15 protein-coding genes are annotated in these 21,893 nt (G+C 66.1%); 5 read left to right on the top strand and 10 right to left on the bottom strand.

Going from position 1 to position 21,893, the window contains the following annotated elements:
* The first annotated feature begins 135 nt into the window (after positions 1-135).
* From leuS to DM450_RS15700, 4 genes are all read left to right on the top strand, one after another.
* Positions 136-2,667, top strand: coding sequence for a leucine--tRNA ligase (gene leuS / locus DM450_RS15715; RefSeq protein WP_142636328.1), 2,532 nt, complete (start codon positions 136-138; stop codon positions 2,665-2,667).
* Positions 2,664-3,158 (top strand): LPS assembly lipoprotein LptE, encoded by a 495-nt coding sequence (lptE, locus tag DM450_RS15710; RefSeq protein WP_142636326.1) that lies wholly within the window; start codon positions 2,664-2,666, stop codon positions 3,156-3,158. The genes leuS and lptE overlap by 4 nt, the downstream gene beginning before the upstream one ends.
* Positions 3,159-3,182: 24 nt before the next feature.
* Positions 3,183-4,241 carry a DNA polymerase III subunit delta gene (gene holA / locus DM450_RS15705; RefSeq protein ID WP_142636324.1) on the top strand — a complete coding sequence of 353 codons (1,059 nt, stop codon included), beginning with the start codon at positions 3,183-3,185 and terminating at the stop codon, positions 4,239-4,241.
* 141 nt (positions 4,242-4,382) lie between these two features.
* On the top strand, positions 4,383-5,783 hold the full coding sequence (locus DM450_RS15700) for a sugar transferase (RefSeq protein WP_142636322.1): 1,401 nt from the start codon (positions 4,383-4,385) through the stop codon (positions 5,781-5,783).
* 49 nt (positions 5,784-5,832) lie between these two features.
* Here the strand turns inward: DM450_RS15700 and DM450_RS15695 are convergent, their stop codons facing one another.
* The 5 genes from DM450_RS15695 to DM450_RS15675 all read right to left on the bottom strand — a co-directional run bounded on the left by DM450_RS15695 (position 5,833) and on the right by DM450_RS15675 (position 9,981).
* Positions 5,833-7,599 (bottom strand): right-handed parallel beta-helix repeat-containing protein, encoded by a 1,767-nt coding sequence (locus tag DM450_RS15695; RefSeq protein ID WP_142636320.1) that lies wholly within the window; start codon positions 7,597-7,599, stop codon positions 5,833-5,835.
* A gap of 45 nt (positions 7,600-7,644) precedes the next feature.
* The gene (locus DM450_RS15690; RefSeq protein WP_142636317.1) at positions 7,645-8,076 is read right to left on the bottom strand and encodes a hypothetical protein; all 432 of its coding nucleotides are present in this window, start codon (positions 8,074-8,076) and stop codon (positions 7,645-7,647) included.
* 109 nt (positions 8,077-8,185) lie between these two features.
* Positions 8,186-8,695 carry an LptA/OstA family protein gene (locus DM450_RS15685; protein ID WP_142636315.1) on the bottom strand — a complete coding sequence of 170 codons (510 nt, stop codon included), beginning with the start codon at positions 8,693-8,695 and terminating at the stop codon, positions 8,186-8,188.
* Positions 8,692-9,339, bottom strand: coding sequence for an LPS export ABC transporter periplasmic protein LptC (gene lptC / locus DM450_RS15680; RefSeq protein ID WP_142636313.1), 648 nt, complete (start codon positions 9,337-9,339; stop codon positions 8,692-8,694). The genes DM450_RS15685 and lptC overlap by 4 nt, the downstream gene beginning before the upstream one ends.
* An 18-nt stretch (positions 9,340-9,357) precedes the next feature.
* On the bottom strand, positions 9,358-9,981 hold the full coding sequence (locus DM450_RS15675) for a ribonuclease D (RefSeq protein WP_142636310.1): 624 nt from the start codon (positions 9,979-9,981) through the stop codon (positions 9,358-9,360).
* 94 nt (positions 9,982-10,075) lie between these two features.
* Between DM450_RS15675 and DM450_RS15670 the strand changes: the two genes are divergently transcribed.
* A complete protein-coding gene (locus DM450_RS15670; RefSeq protein ID WP_142636308.1) occupies positions 10,076-10,795 on the top strand; it encodes a uracil-DNA glycosylase in 720 nt (239 codons plus the stop codon).
* On the opposite strand, the gene DM450_RS15665 is transcribed toward DM450_RS15670, so the two are convergent.
* From DM450_RS15665 to DM450_RS15645, 5 genes are all read right to left on the bottom strand, one after another.
* Positions 10,787-11,095: an antibiotic biosynthesis monooxygenase gene (locus DM450_RS15665; protein WP_142636306.1), complete on the bottom strand. Its 309-nt coding sequence runs from the start codon at positions 11,093-11,095 to the stop codon at positions 10,787-10,789. The genes DM450_RS15670 and DM450_RS15665 overlap by 9 nt on opposite strands.
* Before the next feature lie 82 nt (positions 11,096-11,177).
* Complete coding sequence (locus tag DM450_RS15660) at positions 11,178-12,950, bottom strand: methyl-accepting chemotaxis protein (RefSeq protein ID WP_185928631.1); 1,773 nt, start codon at positions 12,948-12,950, stop codon at positions 11,178-11,180.
* A gap of 188 nt (positions 12,951-13,138) precedes the next feature.
* The gene (locus DM450_RS15655) at positions 13,139-14,572 is read right to left on the bottom strand and encodes a glutamate synthase subunit beta (RefSeq protein WP_142636302.1); all 1,434 of its coding nucleotides are present in this window, start codon (positions 14,570-14,572) and stop codon (positions 13,139-13,141) included.
* 16 nt (positions 14,573-14,588) lie between these two features.
* Positions 14,589-19,226, bottom strand: coding sequence for a glutamate synthase large subunit (gltB, locus tag DM450_RS15650; RefSeq protein ID WP_142636299.1), 4,638 nt, complete (start codon positions 19,224-19,226; stop codon positions 14,589-14,591).
* Between the two features lie 267 nt (positions 19,227-19,493).
* The gene (locus tag DM450_RS15645; RefSeq protein ID WP_142636297.1) at positions 19,494-21,881 is read right to left on the bottom strand and encodes a hypothetical protein; all 2,388 of its coding nucleotides are present in this window, start codon (positions 21,879-21,881) and stop codon (positions 19,494-19,496) included.
* Between the last annotated feature and the right edge of the window lie 12 nt (positions 21,882-21,893).

The following is a 21,893-nucleotide window of genomic DNA, read 5'->3' as shown; positions in this document are numbered from 1 at the left end:
AGTTTTGGCGCGGCGCCGGCCCGCGCCCCCACCCGACCTCCCATCTAGGATACACTGAGCGGGAGGTCTGGTGGGGGCGTGGGCCGGTGCCGCAAAACCCGGAACCAATAAGGTTCCGCAGGAGACTTGATAGAAATGACCGAGCGGTTCGACCCGGCTCAGGCGGACACGCGCTGGCAGGCTGCGTGGGACGAAGCCCAGTGCTTCAAGGCTGACGATACCTCGTCGAAGCCCCGCAGCTTCGTGCTTGAGATGTTCCCCTATCCCTCGGGGCGCATCCACATCGGCCACGTGCGCAACTACACGATGGGCGACGTGCTGGCGCGCTACAAGCGCATGACCGGCCACGAAGTGCTCCACCCGATGGGCTGGGACGCCTTCGGCATGCCCGCCGAGAACGCGGCCATGGAAAAGGGCGTGCACCCGGGCGGCTGGACGCGCGAGAACATCGCGAACATGAAGGCGCAGCTCAAGCGCCTCGGCTTCGCGCTGGACTGGAGCCGCGAGATCGCCACCTGCGAGCCGGAATACTACGGCCACGAGCAGGCGCTGTTCATCGATCTTTATGAAAACGGCCTGGTCTACCGCAAGGAATCGGCGGTCAACTGGGATCCGGTCGACCAGACCGTGCTCGCCAACGAGCAGGTGATCGACGGGCGCGGCTGGCGCTCGGGCGCGCTGGTGGAGAAGCGCAAGCTCTCCCAGTGGTTCCTCAAGATCACCGACTTTGCCGACGAGCTGCTGGAAGGCCTCTCCACCCTCGACAAGTGGCCCGAGAAGGTCCGCACGATGCAGGAAAACTGGATCGGCAAGTCGCAAGGCCTGCAGTTCACGTTCGATCTGACCGCAGAAATTGGCGGCATCGGCTCGGTGGAAGTCTACTCGACCCGTCCGGACACGATCTTCGGCGCCAGCTTCGTGGCCGTCGCTGCCGATCACCCGATCGCGCAGGCGGCTGCTGTCGGCCGCCCCGAGGTCGAGGACTTCATCGCGCTGTGCAAGCAGGGCGGCACCACTGCGGCCGAACTGGAAACGGCGGAGAAGCTGGGCTTCGATACCGGCATCAAGGCGAAGCATCCGTTCACCGGCGCCGACCTGCCGGTCTTTATCGCCAACTTCGTGCTGATGGACTACGGCACCGGTGCGGTCATGGCCGTTCCGGGCCACGACCAGCGCGACTTCGAATTCGCCACCAAGTATGGCTTGCCGATCCTGCGCGTCGTCGCGGCGAGCGAGGCCGATGCCGACAAGCCGTTCGACGGCGAATCCGAGGCCGGTGACGGCGTCTGCGTTCATTCCGACTTCCTCAACGGCATGGCCGTGAAGGACGCCAAGGCCGCGGTCATCGCGCGCGCCGAGGCGGAAGGCTGGGGCGAGGGCAAGACCGTGTGGCGCCTGCGCGACTGGGGCGTCTCGCGCCAGCGCTACTGGGGCACGCCGATCCCGTTCATCCACTGCGAGGTTTGCGGCGTGGTGCCGGTGCCCAAGAAGCACCTGCCGGTCACCCTGCCCGAGGACGTCGATTTTTCGACCCCCGGCAATCCGCTGGTGCGCCACCCGACCTGGAAGCATGTCGATTGTCCGAAGTGTGGCCACGCCGCCCGCCGCGAGACCGACACGCTCGACACCTTTGTCGATTCCTCGTGGTACTTCCTGCGCTTCGCCAGCCAGCCCGAGGATCGTCCGTTCGATCCGGCGAAGATCGCCGAATGGCTGCCGGTGGAGCAGTACATTGGCGGCATCGAGCATGCGATCCTGCACTTGCTCTATGCCCGCTTCTGGACGCGCGCGCTGGCCCGCATCGGCAAGGTCGAGGTGAAGGAGCCCTTCGCCAGCCTGTTCACGCAGGGCATGGTCACGCACGAGACGTATTCGCGCGTCAACGCGGCCAATGGCCAGCCCATCTACTTCGCCCCGAGCGAGATCGACCGCACCTCCGATGGCGCGACGCTGAAGGCTGACGGTGCCGCTGTCGAAGTCGGCCGCGTTATCAAGATGTCGAAGTCGAAGAAGAACGTCGTCGACCCCGACGAGATCGTCGCGACTTACGGCGCCGACGCGATCCGCTGGTTCATGCTGTCCGACAGCCCGCCCGAGCGCGACCTGCCCTGGTCTGAAGCCGGCATCGAGGGCTGCGGCCGCTTCGTCCAGCGCCTGTGGCGTCTGTTCGCCCAGTACGACGCTGCGGCCGAGGGCGAGGACAAGGCAATCGACCGTAAGGTCCACCAGACGGTGGCCGCTGTTGCCTCGGACATCGAATCGCTGGGCTTCAACAAGGCCGTGGCGCGCATCTACGAACTGACCGGCGCGGTCGAGAAGGCTGCCCCTTCGGCCAGCCGCTCGAACGCGATCCGCACGGTTCTGCTGCTCGTCTCGCCGATGATGCCGCACCTCGCCGAAGAAGCCTTCGCGACTTTCGGGGAAGGTCTCGTGGCGCAGGCGGCATGGCCCGAAGTCGATCCGGCGCTGCTGGTCGAGGACGAGGTGACCGTGGCCGTTCAGGTGAAGGGCAAGCTGCGCGATACCCTGATCGTGGCCAAGGGCACGTCGAAGGAAGAGCTTGAAGCGCTTGCCCTTGCCAGCGAGAAAGTGCAGCGTGCACTCGATGGTGCCGAGGTGAGGAAAGTGATCGTCGTACCCGACCGTCTGGTGAATCTCGTCGCGTGAAGCGTCTGAGCGTCCTTTTCGGAGCCCTGCTGCTCTCCGGCTGCGGCCTCACCCCGATGTATGCGGGGGGAGGCAACGGTGCTGTCGCGCGCGGCCTTGCCGATGTGCAGGTCGCCGCGATCGAGGGGCGGGCCGGCTGGCTGGTGCGCAATGCGCTGGTCGACAAGCTCGGCTCCGACAAGGGCGTCACCCCGAGGTACCGGCTCGATGTCCGCCTCGACGACAAGCTGGAAGGCTTCGCGCTGCTTTCGGACGATACGATCGGACGCGAACGCCGGACCCTGCGCGCGCGTTATCAGTTGGTGGATACCTCCACCGGCGAGATCGTGCTCGATGCGACGGCGGCTTCGGATGCGGGCATCGACGTCGTCTCGTCGGACTATGCGACGATCGCGGCGGAACAGACCGCGCTCGAGAATCTCTCCAAGGACGTCGCCACGCGCATCGTTACCGGGGTCGCGTTGCGGCTGCGGGGCGATACGCGGCAATGACGCGCTGCTGATGGCGGCTCTTTCGTGAAGGCCACGCGCAAGGACTTTGCGGGCATGGCGGCGCGCGCCGCGCAGCAGGCCCGGGTCTTCTTCTTCTGTGGCCCCGACGAAGCCGGGGCAAGCGATGCGGCGGAAAGGATCGTCTCGCTGCTTGCCGATCCCGGCGAGCGTGTCGAGATGGCGGGCGCGGAACTGCGCAAGGATCCGGTCCGGCTGGGAGATGAGGCGCGCTCGAATTCGCTGTTCGGCGGCACTGCCCGGCATATCTGGGTCCGCGCGCAAGGCGACGAGGCGCACGATGCCGTGCAGATCCTTATCGAGAACCCGGTCGAATCCTATCCGGTGGTGATTGTCGCCACCGGCGCCACCGACAAGTCCCGCACCGCCAAGTTGCTGGCCGCGCGTAATGACGGGCTGGCGGTGATGTTCCACGCCCCCGATCTCGGCACGGTCACCGGCGCGGTGCGCACGATGGCCAACGGGGCCGGACTCAAGATGGGGGGCGAACTGGCCGAACGGATCGCGCGGGCCTCGGGCCTCGACACCCGGCTGGCGCGCTCGGAAGTCAACAAGCTTGCTCTCTACCTCGATGCCAGCGCCGAAACGCCTCGGCCGGTCACTTCGGCCGATCTCGACGCCATCGGCGCTTCCACCGAGGACGACGACTTCGCGCCGCTGGTCGACGCCGTGCTGGGGGGCAAACGCAGCGCGATCGGGCCCGAACTGAAGCGCTTGCATGACATGAGCATCAATCCGGTCGGCCTGCTGCTGGCATTCGAGCGCCGGGCCGCGCAGCTTGCCGGCCTCAACGCCCGTCTCGGCCGGGGGGGCGACGTCGGCGCCGTGCTCGAAGCAGAATCGGCCGCGCGGCGCGTGTTCTGGAAAGACAAGCCGGTGTTGACGGTGCAATTGCGCATATGGCGCGGCCCCCGGCTCGAACGTCTGGTGGCCCGACTTGTTGCATTGCATCAAACACTTCTTGCCAATAGTCAGGATGCAGAACTTCTTCTTGCGCGCGGATTGCTCGAAATCGCCAGAATCGCGTGTCTCGATGTTGAACATCGGACAAATAGAACGTCTTAGCCCTAAGGTCTTTTCCCATTGCCTGTCCTGGCACTAAGGTAATATACGTATTGCGCTGCAACAGGGCATGGTTCGCAGCGGCTGAGGCAGAACTTTGGCAAAGCGGACAGCGTAGGTTCGGCAATGGGGAGTGTTGAACGGGTGAACGCGCCTTTTTCAGTGACGCAACAAGCAGGGCAGCGGTCTGAAGCCGATGACCTCCTGGTTGCCCCCTCGCTCGAGCGGCGACGCCTGCAATGCTATCTGGCGCTGATCGTCGGTGACATGGCGGCGGTGCTGGTCGGATTCGGGCTGGCCGGCCTGCTCTACGATACCGCCGACGGCGCCTCGCGTTCGCTGGTGTACGCCCAGGTGCTGCTGCCGATCTTCCTGACCCTGGCGCTGTACAACGGTTCCTATTCGACCCTCTCGTTGCGCGAAGGCTGGCGCGGGGTGCTGCGGGCACAAGTGGCGATGCTTGTTGCGCTGGCGGTGGTCGTCTTTGTGCAGTTCCTGATGAAATCGTCGAGCGAGGCCTCGCGCGGCGCCTTCAGCGGCGGAGCGATCCTGGCGCTGGTCCTGATGGCCTGGTCCCGGCTGCAACTGCGCAGTTTCGTCACCTGGCGCTGCGGATCGAACGTCATCAACGAACTGATCATCGATGACGGCGGCCCGCAATTGCGTCTGCCCGGCGCGATCCGGATTTCGGCGGCAGCCATGGGCTTGCGTGCCGACCTTACCGATCCCCATGCGCTCGACCGGCTCGGGCTGGCGCTGCGCAACATCGACAGGGTCATCATCAGTTGCCCGGCGGATCGCCGGATGGAATGGGCGATGATCCTCAAGGGCGCCAATGTCGACGGTGAAGTGCTCGATGATGAAGTGGCCCGCCTCGGCGCCCAGGGCGCGCGCGTCACTGCCAACCACGGGTTGCTGCTGGTATCGGCAGGGCCGCTGGGCCTGCGTGAGCGGGCGATCAAGCGCTTGTTCGACGTCACTTTCGCGGGCATCGCAGTTCTGGCGCTCTCGCCACTGATGATCGCGGTGGCCCTGGCGGTGAAGCTGCAGGACGGCGGGCCGGTGTTCTTCACCCAGCGCCGCATGGGTCGCGGCAACCGCTTCTTCAACATGTACAAGTTCCGCTCGATGACGCAGGCGCTGTGCGATCGGGATGGCAATCAGTCGGCCTCGAAGGACGACCAGCGGATCACTGCTGTCGGCCGTTTCATCCGCCGGACCAGCATCGACGAACTGCCGCAGCTGCTCAATGTCCTGTTGGGCGATATGAGCGTGGTCGGCCCGCGCCCCCACGCAACCGGTTCGCTGGCCGGCAACAAGCTGTTCTGGGAAGTCGACCTTCGTTACTGGCAGCGCCATTCGCTGAAGCCCGGGCTTTCGGGCCTGGCCCAGGTGCGCGGGTATCGCGGCGCCACCGATCGGGAATCCGACCTGGTCAACCGTCTCCAGTCGGATCTCGAGTATCTCGAGGGCTGGACCATCCTGCGGGATATCCAGATCGTGTTCCTCACGCTGCGCGTGCTTGTGCACGATCGCGCATTTTGACGGCGGGTACAGTGCGCCCATTGCCGGGGCGCACTGGTTCCAGCCTGTTTCAGAGATCGTATCGACCGGCCTTGCGCCACAGGTTGTTCACGCTGTCGTAGCGCACCACCATCTTTGCCGGATTGCCGCCGGCTTCGATCGCGGCAATCGTGGTGCTTCCCGACTTGAAGGTGACCGCATAGCTGCCGCTCGTGTCGAAGCGGGATAGCGAGAACTCGGCGTTGTGCCAGAGGCCGAAGGTGGGCAGCACGATGTCGAGCGCGCCGGTCAGGGCAGCGGTTGTGAAGTAGTCCTGTTCGCCGCGCGTGCCGCTCAGCGCGATGCTGCCCGACACTTGCGTGAGCTGGTTGCTGCGCTTGCTGCGCCGGATGCCCTGGAGCGCTATGTTGTTGGCGTTCTGCTGGAAGGCGTAATAACCGCTCGAGGTGGTGAAGTCGAAGTCGCCCACGCTGCCGTTGCCATTGCCATCGTTGTAGTAGATGTAGCCGGTGTTGGCCGCCTGGTTGTCGATGATCACAGTCGATCGTCCCGCCACCGCGCCGCCGATGCTGTCGGATATGGCGCGATTGTTGACGCCGTTGCCGCCCCCGGCCATTGCGCCTTGCCGGACGATGCGGGTGCCGAAAGTCATGATGCCGCCCACCGCGACCGTGGAATTGAAGCCGTGTCCCTGCGTGTCGATCGTTTCGCAGCCATCATGGTGCCAGGCCCCGCCGCTGGGTACCGAAACGTGGAAGCCCTTGTCGCCGCTTGTCTTGACCCGGACGTTGCGGCTGGTGAGCACGGATGGCTGCGTGTTGGACGAGACGAAGCCGGACGCGGCGCAATTCTCGATGTGGATGTTGAGGAAGTCGGCGTCGCCGCAATTGGCGATCTCGATCCCGTATCGATTGCCGCTGTAGGTGCCGGAAACGAGCCGCTGTCCGGCATCCTTGATGATGCCGTTCGAGATCTTCACATTGCCCGGCTGACGCAGGCCGTTCGCGGTGTCCTGGTAGACGATTACGCCGGTCCCGCGCGTCGATTCCACCGTGAAACCATCGATGATCACGCGCTCCGGGCCAACCACGCTGATGCCGCGGGTATCGCTGTTCTTCACGATGATGTTGCGCGCGACGATGTCGTAGGACTGCGCCAGCGACGTGTAGGAAAGAAACGCCAGGCCGTCGTCGCCGGTGTTTTCCGAAAGGAAATTGGTCAGCGCGATCTTGCTCGAATTGAAGAAGTCCAGCCCGTCCGCCAGTGTGTTGCGGATGCGGATGTTTGATCCCTGGAAGCCGGAGCAAAGGCGGAACAACGCTCCCGCGCCGGCTGAGCGCACGACCTCGAGATCGTCGATCACGACGTCGCTGGCCTCGTCGATGCAGAGCATCGGTGCGTTGAGTTCGCGGCTGAGCGGTGCATCGCGGGTGGTGAGCCGCAGTCCGGACAGCTTGGGCGATCCGCCATAGAAGTGAAGGCCGCGCTGACTCTTGTCGGTGAACGTGAACGTCACGCCCGGCGAGCAGATCAGCCTGCCGCGAAAGTAGTTGATCTGGCGGACGGTGCTGTTGTCGATGAGGTAGTTGCCGGGCGGGACGATGATGGTGTCCGAGCGGTTCGACAGCGAGAGCAGGGCGGTATGGTCGGATGTGGTGCCGTCCCCCCGGGCGCCGAACGCCTTGAGCGTCAGGGCTCCCTTGAGGTCGGCGAGGCAGGCGGTGACCGTGCGGCCATCCTCGGTGCCGATCAGTGCGGCACCCTGACCGGCTTGAGTCGAGGCAAGGTCGCGGCGCTGCGCCGCAGCCATGCCGCGGGCAAGGAAATCTTGGGACATGCGTGTCTCCGGATCTGGAAGATGGGGAGGGAGGCGAGCCTCTGCTTACTGCGAGAGGCGGTAGCTCACTGTGCCGCTGGTCAGCGTGACGGCGAGGAACAAGGTCGCCCCGTCTTCGTGCTCTTCCCAGAGCGGCTCGCAGGCGTTGGCGCTGAAGGTGGCCCAGGCCTGACCGCCGAGAGTGAGCGGCAGCAGGGTCTGCCCCCCGTCGAGCGAACGCCGCAGAGAGACCGTGCCTTGCCAGGTGCCACTCAGGCTGATGAAGACCGGCCGCTCCGGGATCGGCGTGAACGGGCCGAAGGTGCCCGAAGCGGCTGTACTGCCGGTCAGCGGGGCGGAGGCGGCGGCACGAATGGGCGACACGGGAAGCGGGCGCCCGCTGTCGACGATGGAGAGATTGCCGCTGGCGGCATCGGCAAAGCCGATCGCGAAGGCAGTGGCGTATCCGCTGGGCACGGTAATGGGATTGCTGGACATCGGGACTCCTTTCCAAGGGAAGAGAAGAAGGCCCGAATCCAGATACGCAGATCGATGCGTGTAGGAAAATTCTTTCGTGATGCCGGACTTTTGTCCGGCAACGATGAACTTACTTTTTCTTGGGAACGTTGAACGTGCCGGTGACGCGGCCGCCGGAAGCGGAAGAGACCCCGCTCTTGAGATCGATCACGAAGCGCCCCCCGCGCAGCGTATCGCCGCCGGCGCGCTTGAGCGTGGCATTGCCGACCATGGTGATGATGCGCTGGTTGAAATCGTAGATCGCGTTATCGCCGGTGGCGGTCTCGTCATTGCGCGTCACCACGACGCTGCCGCTGGCAGTCATGCGATTGACCTTGAGCTGCTTGGCATCGGCAAGGTCGATCACCGTGCGGGCGGCGCGGATGCGCAAGTCGGTCTGCTTGATGTCGACGTTGCCGGTCAGGATCACGCGGTTCTGCTTGTCCTGCATCTCGATCCGGTCGGCACCGAAATCGACGGGGGCATTGGTGTCGTGACCGGAGAAGACCTGGGCGCCGAGCTGCTGCGAGGCGGCAAGAGCGGCCAGGCCGAGGACCGGCACGGCGATCGCGGTACGGAAAAGGCCGGAGCGGAAGTTCATTGCGGGATCCTGAGCTTGCCGGGCGTCATGCGCATCCGGGCATTGCCTTCGAGCGTAACGACGCGGTTGTCGAGGTCGGCGTGCATGGTCTGGGCGGTGAAGGTGCCGTTGGGAACGGCTCCCGAAACTCCGCCGGTTGCCACCGCGGTCTTTTGCTTGATGTCGATGTTCACCTGGCTGGTGGTCATGTTGTAGCCACCGGCGCCCTGGAAATTGACCGGGCCGTCAACCTTCATGGTATCGGCATCGAAGTTGTAGGCCCCGCGCGGTGCGGCGATGTTGGCGGGACCATCCTTCATGTTCATCTTGGCGACGAGGTCGAGCATTTCGACCACGGGGACGTCTGGCGCGTGCTGCACCGCGGTTCCGGCCGTGACCAGGAAGTCTCGTCCGGCCTTGTCCTGCCCGCGATAGGCGGCGTTGGACACGGCCACGCGCTCGCCGGTCACCGCCACCTTGTTGCGATCGAGCAGGAAGCTGATCTCGCCGCGCGGCGAGAGTGGCACCAGGATCATCACGGCGGCGATCAGACCAATGCCGGTGGGCAGCGCCTTGGCCAGGAAGCCCACCAGGCGATCATGCGAGCCACCGGGAGCGGCAAAGTGCCGCCGGCGGTTGCGGATCTGGATGGCGTCTTCGGACATGCGCGCGTGCTCTCCGGCTCAGGCGGCTTCGTGGCTGAAGATGTCGTGGTCGGGCCAGCCGGCGAGGTCGAGCTTCGCGCGGGCGGGCAGGAAGTCGAAGCAGGCCTGCGCGATCTCGGTGCGATGCTCGCGCGCGAGACGCACGACGAGGATTTCATGCATGGCGTGCAGGTAGCGCACGTCCGAGGCGGCATAGTCCTTCTGCGCGTCGGTCAGCTCTGCCGCGCCCCAGTCGCTCGACTGCTGCTGCTTGGAGACTTCCTTGCCCAGCAGCTCGCGCACCAGATCCTTGAGACCGTGACGGTCCGTGTAGGTGCGGGTCAGCTTGCTGGCGATCTTCGTGCAGAACACCGGAGCGGCGACGACGCCGAGGTAGTGTTCGATCGCGGCGAGGTCGAAACGGGCGAAGTGGTAGAGCTTCAGGCGAGCCGGATCGGCCAGCACGGCCTTGAGATTCGGCGCGTCATAGGCGCTGTCCGGGGCGAAGCGGACGAGATGTTCGTCACCCTTGCCATCGGAAATCTGGACCACGCAAAGCCGGTCGCGGGGGGTGATCAGTCCCATCGTTTCGGTGTCGACGGCGACGGGCCCGGGCGCGAGCACGCCTTCGGGGAGATCTTCTTCGTGGAGATAGACAGCCATAGTCCGGAAATGCTTAGGGACTGGGCTGGCTTTTCGCAATGGGCGGATGCCCTTGTGGACGGTCAGATGCGGACAAATCGGGAGTAGCGCAGCGATGGAAGCAGCCGAGGCCATGCAAGGGGTGCCTCCTGCCTGGGCAGAGGCGCTGGCCCCGGTGCTGGCGAGCCCCGAGTCGCGCCGGCTGGCAGGCTGGCTCGAGGCCGAGGCGCGGGCCGGCAAGACCATCTATCCCCCCGCCGGGCAGTGGCTGCGGGCACTGGAACTCACGGCGCTGGACGAGGTGCGGGTCGTGATCCTGGGGCAGGATCCCTATCATGGCCCCGGGCAGGCGCATGGACTGGCGTTCTCGGTGATGGAGGGGGTTAAAGTGCCCCCTTCGCTGGTCAACATCTACAAGGAACTGGCGAGCGATTGCGGCGTGATCGCGCCGGGGCACGGCAGTCTGGAGCATTGGGCACGCCAGGGCGTGCTGCTGCTCAACAATGCGCTCACCGTCGAGGCCGGGCAGCCCGGTTCACACCAGAAACGCGGCTGGGAGGCAATCACCGATGCGGCGGTCGCGGCAGTCGCCGCCCGGGCGGAGCCTTGCGTGTTCCTGCTGTGGGGCAGCCATGCCCGGAAAAAGGCGATGCGCGTGGCGGGGCTGGGCTCGAGCCATCACCTTGTCCTGACCGCGCCGCACCCGAGCCCGCTTTCGGCTTATGCGGGCTTTTTCGGATGCGGCCATTTCAGCCAGGCCAATGCCTTTCTCGAAGCCCACGGACGGGGCCGGATCGACTGGCAAGTGCCGGTAAACGCCGCCCGTTCAGGCTGAACTGCCGGCCACCGGCGCATCCATCTCGAAGTGATGCATGGTCCCGCCGATGGCAAGATCGCCGAACAGGTTGCGGAAGCGGGCAAAGGCATCCAGCTTGCGAGCTGCTTCGTGCGCCTCGAGCGAGGTCCACACGACGTTGAAGGCGAAGCGCGACGCATGTTCGACGCCCTGGCCGAACTGCACCGAGATCACGCCGTCGCAACTGGCCAGCAGGCCGACCCCTTCCCCGCGCATGGCCTGGGCAAACGCCGGTTCCGATCCTGGGCGGACGTCGATTTCCGCAATTTCGAGAAGCATGGCCTCGTCTCCGTAACTGCCGGAGAATCGGTCTGCATGGCGGGTGGGTCAAGCCTGCGTGGCAGGAAACGCCGGGACGGATTCAGGCCGCAGGTTGCAGCCTGCGGATTTCGGTGCGCGAGTCGGGCGCGGGCAGTGATCCGGCATGGCCAATGCCGCGCTGGGTGCGGAACTGCGCCATCAGCGCGGTCAGGGTATGCGCTTCGCTTTCCAGCTCGCGGGTCGCGGCGGTCGTTTGCTCGACCATCGCGGCATTGCGCTGGGTGACCCGGTCGAGTTCGCTGATGGCGGTGCTGACCTGGTCGAGTTCGGTCGACTGATCCATGGCCGATTGGGCCATGGCGGCAATCATGTCGTTCAATTCGGCGATGCGGGCCGCGATCTCGCCCAGCCGCGAGCCGCTTTCGGAGACGAGGGCGACACCTGCGCCGACTTGTTCGGCGCTCCTGGCGATGAGCAGCTTGATGTTCTGGGCGGCATCCGCCGAACGCTGCGCCAGCGCGCGGACTTCGGCGGCGACAACGGCGAAGCCCTTGCCGGCATCGCCCGCACGTGCCGCTTCGACCCCGGCATTGAGGGCAAGCAGATTCGTCTGAAAGGCTATCGAGTCGATCACATCGACGATGGTGCCGATCTCCTGCGCGGACGATTCGATCGCGGCCATGGCGGTCACCGCCTGCTGGACCACCCCGGCGCTCTCGCCGGTCTGGGCATGAGCCTGGGTGACAGCGCTTCGTGCCCGCGTCGCCGTGGCCGCGCTCTCGCGCACGCGGTTGCTGACGAGTTGCATCGAAGCGGCGGTTTCCTCGAGATTGGCGGCCTGCTGCTGGTTGCGCGCGGAAAGGTCGTCGGTGGCCATGCGGATTTCGACGATGGTGCGCGACAGATTGCCCGATCCCGTCCCGACGGTTGCCATGGCGTCGGCCAGCGCTGCGACGGCGGCGTTGAAGTTCTGGCGCACCTGCTCGTAATCGGCAGGGAAGCTGTCGTGAATCTGCGCCTCCAGGTCCTTGTCGGCCAGTTTGCGCAGGCCGCTGGATAGTGTCTCGACAAGATCGTGCTGCGCGGATTCTGCGTCGCGGTTATCGATGGCGGCGCGGCGGAACACGTCCATTGCCCGCGCCATCGCGCCGAGTTCGTCGGTTCGATCGAGGCCAGGGATCGCGGTTTCCAGCCTTCCCGCGGCCAGCTCGCCGAAGGCCAGCCTCGCATCTTCGAGCGGCCGGACAACACGGGATTGCGCCTGCGCGGCGGTCCAGCCGATCGCCGCGGCTACACCGAGCGCGATCAGCGCGCTGAGGGCAAGCGAAGCGGTTGTCAGCAGCATGTCACGCTGCAGTTCGCGGGCCGAATAGGCACGCGACATGTCGACCAGCCTGACCACCTCCTCGTGCTGGCGGTGGTAGAGCGGGGTCAGGATGGTTCGATGCACGCGCTCCACGGCTTGCTTGTCGCGCGCGCGCACCGCCGGTACGAACTGGCGGTCGATCGCCTCCCAGAATGCGGCGGCGGTGGCGATTACCCGGGTCATTTGCGGTTCGACGTCCGGCGGCAGCGGCGTATCGCGCCAATAGGCCTGTCTGTCGCGGAACTCGGCCTGGAGCCGGGCCAGCTCTTCCAGCCGGCCCGGGGCCTGGGCGGGATCGTTCACGGCCAGGGTGGCGTCGAGATAGGGTTCCACCACGTAGGCGGGCGGCGGCAGGATATCGGCGAGCATCTCGTCCTGAAGCGCATGTTTCGCCTGGATCGGACCGCCGAAGCGGATCTTGTAGGTGCTGAAGCCGGCGATGACGATGGCGAGCGCCACCAGCCCTACAAGCAGCCGGCCAATCCGTTTGGACTGGTCCCTTATCATTTCTGTGTCCGCCCTCGACAGCCTCGGCAACGGCAGCGAGGCTAAGCGCTCCCGATGAATCGGCCGCTTTCGAGGGGCTAGGGGAATGGCAGTAAGGCCATGGTCGCTCCGGACACAAAAAGGGGCGCTCCCGTGGGGGCGCCCCTCTTGCAGCACCGGTCGAGCGACCGGTGCCATGTCTGTGCCGATCAGCGCGGCAGTTCGGAAACGCCCATCAGCGCCTCGTCCACCGCGCGCGCGCACTGGCGGCCTTCGCGGATCGCCCAGACCACCAGCGACTGGCCACGGCGCATGTCGCCGCACGACCAGATCGCCGGGTCGCTGGTGCGGTAGTCGGCCATGGTCGCCTTGACGTTGCCGCGTGCGTCCAGGTCGACGCCCGACTGGTCGAGCATGCCCGCCTTGCGCGGACCGACAAAGCCCATGGCGAGGAAGATCAGGTCGGCCTGGAGCGTGAACTCGCTGCCGGCCACTTCCTGCATCTTGCCGTCCTTCCACTCGACGCGGACGCATTCGAGGCCGGTGACGTCGTTGTCGCCGATGACGCGCTTGGCCAGCACCGCCCAGTCACGCTCGCAGCCTTCCTCGTGGCTCGACGAGGTGCGCAGCTTGAGCGGCCAGTTCGGCCAGGACATCGCCTTGTTCTCGTGCAGCGGCGGCTTGGGCATGATTTCCAGCTGCGTGACCGAAGCCGCGCCCTGGCGGTTGGAGGTACCGACGCAGTCCGAACCGGTGTCGCCGCCGCCGATGACGATGACGTGCTTGCCGGTGGCCGAGAGCGTGCCGCGCGGAGCGGCGCGCATTTCGTCGTCGCCTGCGTTGCGCTTGTTCTGCTGGGTCAGGAATTCCATCGCGAAGCGCACGCCCGGCAGTTCGAAACCGGGGATGTTCAGCGGACGGGGATCCTCGGCACCGCCGGCAAAGACCACGGCGTCGAAGTTTTCCTTCAGCGAAGCCACCGAAACCGTCACGCCGACTTCGACCGAGGTGCGGAACTCCACGCCTTCGGCCATCATCTGCACCATGCGGCGGTTGATGAGGTGCTTCTCCATCTTGAAGTCGGGAATGCCGTAGCGCATCAGCCCGCCGACGCGGTCGTTCTTCTCGAACACCGTCACCGAGTGGCCGGCGCGGGCCAGCTGCTGGGCCGCGGCCAGACCCGCCGGGCCCGAACCCACGACCGCCACCGACTTGCCGGTGCGCTTGGCCGCGACCTTCGGCGTGATCCAGCCTTCGGCCCAGCCCTTGTCGACGATCGCGCATTCGATCGACTTGATGGTGACCGGCTGGTCGATGATGTTCAGCGTGCAGGCCGCCTCGCACGGGGCGGGGCAGATGCGGCCGGTGAACTCGGGGAAGTTGTTGGTCGAGTGGAGGACTTCCAGCGCGTTCTTGAAGTCGTCCTCGTAGACCAGGTGGTTCCAGTCGGGGATGATGTTGTTGACCGGACAGCCGGTGTGGCAGTGCGGCACGCCGCAGTTCATGCAGCGCGAGGCCTGGTTCTTGAGCGTCTCGGCCGAGAGCGGAACGACGAACTCCTTGTAGTTCGTCAGACGCTCGGCCTTGTCGCCATAGGTGCGATCCTGGCGGTCCAGTTCGAGGAAGCCGGTTTCCTTGCCCATTTCTATTACCTTCGAATTATTCTGCGGCCACCGAAGCGGCTTCAAGCCGCTCGGCCTCGAGTTGGCGGAGAGCCTTGGCGTAGTCGCGCGGCATCACCTTGACGAACTTCGACACAGTGGTCGCCCAGTCGTCGAGCAGCGCACGGGCCCGCTTGGAGCCGGTGTGCAGGTGGTGCCGTTCGAGCAGTACGCGCAGGCGTTCCGCGTCGTGGCGCAGCATGTCGCCCATGCCGAGGTCGTGGACGCCGTTGGTCCGCTGCTGCGGACGGCCGGCACCGTCTTCCTCGTCGGCTTCGGCCGAGAACTTCACGAGATCGACCATGGCGGGATTGCACAGCTTCTCGAACTGGCCGTCCTCGTCATAGACGTAGGCAACGCCGCCCGACATGCCCGCCGCGAAGTTGCGGCCGGTCTTGCCCAGCACGGTCACCACGCCGCCGGTCATGTACTCGCAGCCATGATCGCCGCAGCCTTCGACCACCGTGACGGCGCCCGAGTTGCGCACCGCGAAGCGTTCGCCGGCGACGCCGTTGAAGAAGGCCTCGCCCGAGATCGCGCCGTAGAGCACGGTGTTGCCGACGATGATGTTCTGCAGCGGGTCGCGGTTCACGTGGCCCGGCTGGCGCACGATCACGCGGCCGCCCGACAGGCCCTTGCCGACATAGTCGTTGCCGTCGCCGGTCAGGTCGAGCGTGACGCCGTGGGCAAGCCAGGCGCCGAAGCTCTGCCCGGCAACGCCGGTCAGCTTCACGTTGATCGTGTTGTCCGGCAGGCCGGCATGGCCGTAGCGACGGGCGACTTCGCCCGAAAGCATGGCGCCCACGGTACGGTTGACGTTGATCACCGGCTTTTCGATCCGCACCGGCTCACGCTTGTCCAGCGCGTCGGCGGCGGCTTCGATCAGCACGTTGTCGAGAGCGTGCTCCAGACCGTGGTCCTGCGTCTGGCTCCAGTTGAGCGACGGGCTGTCGCCCAGCGGGGCCTGATAGAGCACCTTGGACAGGTCGACACCCTTGGCCTTCCAGTGGGTGATCGCCTTCTTCATGTCGAGGCGGTCGACGCGGCCGACCATCTCCGCGAGCGTGCGGAAGCCCAGTTCCGCCATGATCGCGCGCAGCTCTTCGGCCACGAAGAAGAAGTAGTTGATCACGTGTTCCGGTTGGCCGGTGAAGCGCGCGCGCAGCACCGGGTTCTGGGTGGCGACGCCGACCGGGCAGGTGTTCAGGTGGCACTTGCGCATCATGATGCAGCCGGCCGCGATCAGCGGGGCAGTGGCGAAGCCGAACTCGTCGGCGCCGAGCAGTGCCGCGATGGCCACGTCCCGTCCGGTGCGCAGGCCGCCGTCGGCCTGAACCACCACGCGGCTGCGCAGGTTGTTGAGCAGCAGCGTCTGCTGGGTTTCGGCAAGGCCGATTTCCCAGGGCGAACCCGCGTGGGTCAGCGAGGTCAGCGGCGAAGCGCCGGTGCCGCCCTCGTAGCCCGAGATCGTGATGTGGTCCGCACGCGCCTTGGAGACACCTGCGGCCACGGTGCCGACACCGACTTCGGACACCAGCTTGACCGAGACTCGCGACGTGGGGTTCACGTTCTTGAGGTCGTGGATGAGCTGCGCGATGTCCTCGATCGAGTAGATGTCGTGGTGCGGCGGCGGCGAGATCAGGCCGACGCCCGGCGTCGAGTGACGCGTCGCGCCGATCGTCTTGTCGACCTTGTCGCCGGGCAGCTGGCCGCCTTCGCCGGGCTTGGCGCCCTGGGCCATCTTGATCTGGATGTCGTCGGCGTTGACGAGGTACTCGGTGGTGACGCCGAAGCGGCCCGAGGCGACCTGCTTGATCGACGAACGCATTGAATCGCCGTTGGGCAGCGGCTTGAAGCGGCTGGGATCCTCGCCGCCCTCACCGGTGTTCGACTTGCCGCCGATGCGGTTCATGGCAAGCGCCAGCGTGGTGTGCGCCTCCCACGAGATCGAGCCGTAGCTCATCGCGCCGGTGGCGAAGCGCCGGACGATTTCGCTGGCCGGTTCGACTTCGTCGAGCGGCACCGAGGCACCGGGCACGAAGTCCATCAGCCCGCGGATGGTCAGCAGGCGGCTGGACTGGTCGTTGATCGACTGCGCGAACTCGCGGTACTTTTCGGGCACGTTGCCGCGCACCGCGTGCTGGAGCGCGCCGATGTTCTCCGACGTCCAGGCATGTTCCTCGCCGCGCACGCGCGAACCGTAGATGCCGCCGACGTCGAGCATGTTCGCGTAGACCGGATCGTCGCCATAGGCCGAAGCGTGGCGGCGGACGGTCTCTTCGGCGATTTCGGTCAGCCCGGCGCCTTCGATGGTGGTGGCGGTGCCGGTGAAGTACTTCTCCACGAAGGCGCTCGACAGGCCGACCGCGTCGAAGATCTGGGCGCCGCAGTACGACTGGTAGGTCGAGATGCCCATCTTGGACATGACCTTACGGATGCCCTTGCCGATCGCGTAGATGTAGTTCTTGCGCGCCTGTTCGGCGGTCACCGGCAGGTTCTTGCGGGAGCGGATGTCCTCGATCGTCTCGAACGCGACGTAAGGGTTGATCGCTTCCGCGCCGAAGCCCGCGAGCACGCAGAAGTGGTGGACTTCACGCGCCTCGCCGGTTTCCACCACGAGGCCGGTCTGCATGCGCAGTCCCTGACGGACGAGGTGGTGGTGGACGGCAGCCGTCGCCAGCAGCGCCGGCATCGGGATGCGGTCCGGGCCCTGGGCACGGTCGGACAGGACAAGGATGTTCTTGTCCGCCAGCACGGCCTCGGTAGCCGCCCAGCACATTTCCTTGATCGCCATCTCCAGACCGGTGGCGCCGGCAGAGGCGTCCCAGGTCATGTCGATGGTCTCGGTGCGGAACGCGCCGTCCAGCGCAGCCTCGACCGAGCGGATCTTGGCCAGGTCCTCGTCGGTGAGGATCGGCTGGCTGACTTCGAGGCGCTTGTGCGCACCGGCGTCATGACCCAGCAGGTTCGGGCGCGGGCCGATCATCGAGACGAGGCTCATGACCAGTTCCTCGCGGATCGGATCGATCGGCGGGTTGGTGACCTGCGCGAAGTTCTGCTTGAAGTAGTCGTAGAGCAGGCGCGAGCGGTTCGACAGCACCGGGATCGGCGTGTCGGTGCCCATCGAGCCGAGCGGATCGTCGGCTGCCACGGCCATCGGCTCGAGGAAGCGCGAGGTGTCTTCCTGGGTGTAGCCGAAGGCCTGCTGGCGATCGAGCAGCGAGCCGGTCGGTTCCGGAAGCTGGGCCAGTTCGGGTTCGATCACGTCGAGGTCGGCGAGGTTGTACTGCGCCATTTCAAGCCACTTCTCGTAGGGCTCCTCGCCCGCGAGCTGGTTCTTGATTTCCTCGTCCTCGATGATGCGACCCTGCTCGAAGTCGATCAGCAGCATGCGGCCGGGCTGGAGGCGCCACTTGCGCACGATGTTGTCTTCCTTGATCGGAAGCACGCCGGATTCCGAGGCCATGACGCACAGGTCATCGTCGGTGACGAGGAAGCGCGCGGGGCGCAGGCCATTGCGGTCCAGCGTGGCGCCGATCTGGCGGCCATCGGTGAAGGCCACGGCGGCCGGGCCGTCCCACGGCTCCATCAGGGCGGCGTGATACTCGTAGAACGCGCGGCGTTCCGGGGTCATCAGCGGGTTGCCCGCCCATGCCTCGGGGATCAGCATCATCATCGCGTGGCTCAGCGAGTAACCGCCGGCCAGCAGCAGTTCCAGCGCGTTGTCGAGGCACGCGGTGTCCGACTGGCCGTGCGGGATCAGCGGCCACATCTTGTCGAGATCGGCGCCCAGCAGCTCCGATTCCATGGTGCGGCGGCGGGCATTCATCCAGTTCACGTTGCCGCGAACGGTGTTGATCTCGCCGTTGTGCGCCATGAAGCGGAACGGGTGCGCCAGCTTCCAGCTCGGGAAGGTGTTGGTCGAGAACCGCTGGTGGACGAGGCCGAGCGCCGAGACGAACTCGGGATTGCGCAGATCGTCGTAGAACGAGCCGACCTGGGTCGCCAGCAGCAGGCCCTTGTAGACGATCGTGCGGGTCGAGAAGCTGGGCATGTAGAGCTCGGTGAGCCCCGGCATGTCATGCTTTTCGGCCATTGCCTTGAGCGGGTTCTGGGTCTGCTTGCGGATTGCCAGGATCTTGCGCTCGAACGCGTCCTGATCGGCGCAGTTGGAGCCGCGGCCGACAAAGCACTGGCGGATCACCGGCATCGATTCGAGCACGGTCTTGCCAAGTCCGTCGAGCGTCACCGGCACGTCGCGCCAGCCGATCAGGGTCTGGCCTTCCTTGGCGATGAACTTCTCGAAAGTCTGCGTGATCAGGTCACGGCAGGCTTCGTCCTGCGGCAGGAAGCACATGGCCACGGCATAGTCGCCCGCCTTGGGCAGCTCGACGCCGGTGGCGGCGGCCCAGCCGCGGAACAGCTGGTCGGGAAGCTGCGTGAGGATGCCGGCACCGTCACCCAGCAGCGGGTCGGCGCCTACCGCCCCGCGGTGGTCGATATTTTTAAGGATTTCCAGTGCCTGGGTAATAATGGCGTGGCTTTTGTTCCCTTTGATATGGGCAACAAAACCCACACCACAGGCATCGTGTTCATTACGCGCATCATAAAGGCCCTGGGGCTTAGGAAATCCCATCGATAAAACCCATCCTGTCGTTGTCCGGGGTTCACACCGAGCGCCTCGCTTCGACACGCGCGAATCGCGCGCGGCCAAAATTCGCCGTGGTGTCCCCTAAGCGCCCCCATGACGATTACGGACCGCATTTGCAACTGCGAACGAACGTCCTCGCGCAGATTTAGTGCGTTGACACGGTAAAAAAGGGAATTTTGTTGTGCGGCTGGATAAGCGCTCGCGCTGAAAACGTTTGCGGACGGGGGTGGTTCCGTCCGCCGGGCCTGGCTTTCAGTGCGAGCCGCTCATGCGCTGCAGCGTCGCGAGCGCTGCGCGCAGGGCCTTTTCGGTTTCGGCGGGGTCCGGGCGACCGGGCGGGTCGAACAGGCGGGCACCAGGTTGCGCAGGAGCCATGAAGGCCGGTGCCGCGTCGATGTGGGTTGCGGTTGTTGCAGTGGCGGTTTCGTTCACGGCTTCGGCCGGGCGCGGGCCCGGGTGACCGGCCCCGTTTTCGCCTTCGTTTTCGCTTTCATCGTCCAGGGCGATGAAACCCGGGCGTGGTTCGATGCGGCGCTGCATGCTCAGCAGCGAGGAGTAGCCTTCTTCGAGGACGTCTTCCTCGACGATGTCGGCGCCATCCTCGGCAAAGTCCTCGTCCTCGCCAAAGGCCAGCGCGGTGCCTTCCTCTTCATCCTCATCTTCGGCCGGGGCCGGGACAAAGTCATGGCCTGCGGCGAGGCCGGCCATCGGCCGCTCCTCGAGCGCGGAGGCAAGTGCCGCTTCCACCGGCGTGGGCATGGCCGCTTCCACCGGCGTGGCGACCGGCTGCGGGGCAAGGGCAATGTGCCGCGGAGGGATGTAGCCGGGAAGAACGTCGTCCTCGTCCTGCTGGTCGAAGGAGGCGAGCCCGACCGGACGCAGCTTGGCCGGGATCGGCGTGATCCTTGCCGAGGGGAACAGCGGCGAGACAACGCTACTGGCAGCATCGTCGGCAGCTTCGCCAAGGAGAGAGCCGCCGTCCGCAATCTCGGCGGCATAAGTTTCGAGTTCGGCTTCGGCTTCGCCGCCGGTCACGGCCTGCCAGCCCCCGACGCCGGCCGCTGCCTCGGGCGCGTCGCCGAGGGCAAAATCGTCTTCCAGCGGTTGCGCCGCCTCGATGCGGCCGGCCAGTACCTCGGTGCGTGCCGCAAGGCCCGGTCCGGAAAACGGTGTGCGGGCAAAGGGCGGCGGCGCGAAGGGGGCTGCTGTGGGGCTCTGGGGCAGGCCGCCGTCCAGCCCTGCATCGAGATGCGTGCCCAGGCCCATGGCGGCGCTGATCGCGGCCAGGCGCGCAACCGAAGGGCCGTAAGGGGGCGTGGGGTCCGAGGGCGCGTCATCAGGAGCGATGCCGTTGGCGGGCCTGCCGTCAGCGGCGCTGTCGGTAGCAGCCGGGACGTTCGGCGCCGTGATGCCTGCCAGGGGATCTGCGGCCAGGCCTTCGCGGTCGGCGGGCGGGGCGTCCGCAATGGCGGGAGCCACCACCGTTAGCGGTGCAGGCGGGGTCAGCGAGAGCTTGCGGCGCTGCTCCTCCATCGCCAGTGCCAGGCGTTCGAGCAGTTCGACCTGACTGAGCGCGTCGAGCGGAGCCCTGGAGATGCGTTCTGCCGCGCTCGCCGTCAGGGTCTGGTCAGGCGTGGGCGTCGTCGAGGGTTCCGGTTCCGGCTCGGGAAACGCTGTGTCTTGCGGTTCCGTTTCGCGGGCGAGTGTGTCGTGCGGTGCGGTTTCGCTGTGAAGATAGGTTTCGAACAGCGGCGCTGCCGTCAGCGGCGCGGAGAGCGGCGTGAAATTGGCCTGATCGTCCCTGTCGTGGCCGCTGTCCGCCCAAGCCGCGGGAGAAAAGGCCGCGGGAGAAAAGGCTGCGGGAGAGAAGGCCGTAGATGAGAAGGCTGGGGCAAGGGCCGCAGGTGTTTCGATCGCGTCCGTCTGGGAAGGCGCCGGTCCGGTCAGCGGCGCTTCCGCCTCTGGACCTTGGTCCCCAAGCGGCACGGTGGCGGCGTCGACTTGCGCGACGTCAGTGTCTTCAAGGTCAGGCACGCGGGGAGCGGCCGGTTCTGCGGGGAGAGCCTGGTAGTCCGTATCGTCCGCATCATCCTCGACCTGGGCAGGCAGCCCATCGAGATCGAACTCGGCCAGCTGGAGGATCTGCGGCGCGGTCATGTTGTTTGCCAGGCTGGCCGGCGTCGGCGCCGGTTCCGCTTCGCGCACGGTTTCGGGGCCCCGCCGACGCCCGGCCAACGAGGCCAGGCGTCCTGGAACTGCAACGGGCGTCGCTGCAATGACTGGGGCGGCATCCTCAGTTTCGGCCGAGGTTTCCGTCGAAGTGTCGGCCAGGGCATTGCCCTCACCGCTGCCGCCGCGCGCCAGCCTCAGGCCGATGACCACGCCGACCAGCGCGCCGAGGCCGGTCAGCGCCAGGGCGACCAGCAGCCGGGCGGTCACGCCCAGCGGAGGAGCGGCCATGGGAACGAGGGAGGACAGCCCGGTCGCGCCGACCAGCCGTTCGATCGTGGCGGGGCTCAGCACCATGCTGCCAAGCCCGAACAGCGCGGCCACCCAGAGCGCGGCAATGGCCGGAAACAGCGGGTGGCGCGTGATCGGCTGGTTTCCCGCGCCCTGTGACTTACGTTCTTGCTTCGCCACCTTGATCATCCC

The sequence above is a fragment of the Sphingomonas sp. IC081 genome, assembly GCF_006874585.1.
Taxonomy (GTDB): Bacteria; Pseudomonadota; Alphaproteobacteria; order Sphingomonadales; family Sphingomonadaceae; genus Novosphingobium.
Note: the sequence above shows the minus strand (reverse complement) of the source record. Positions and strands in the feature narration are given on the sequence as shown.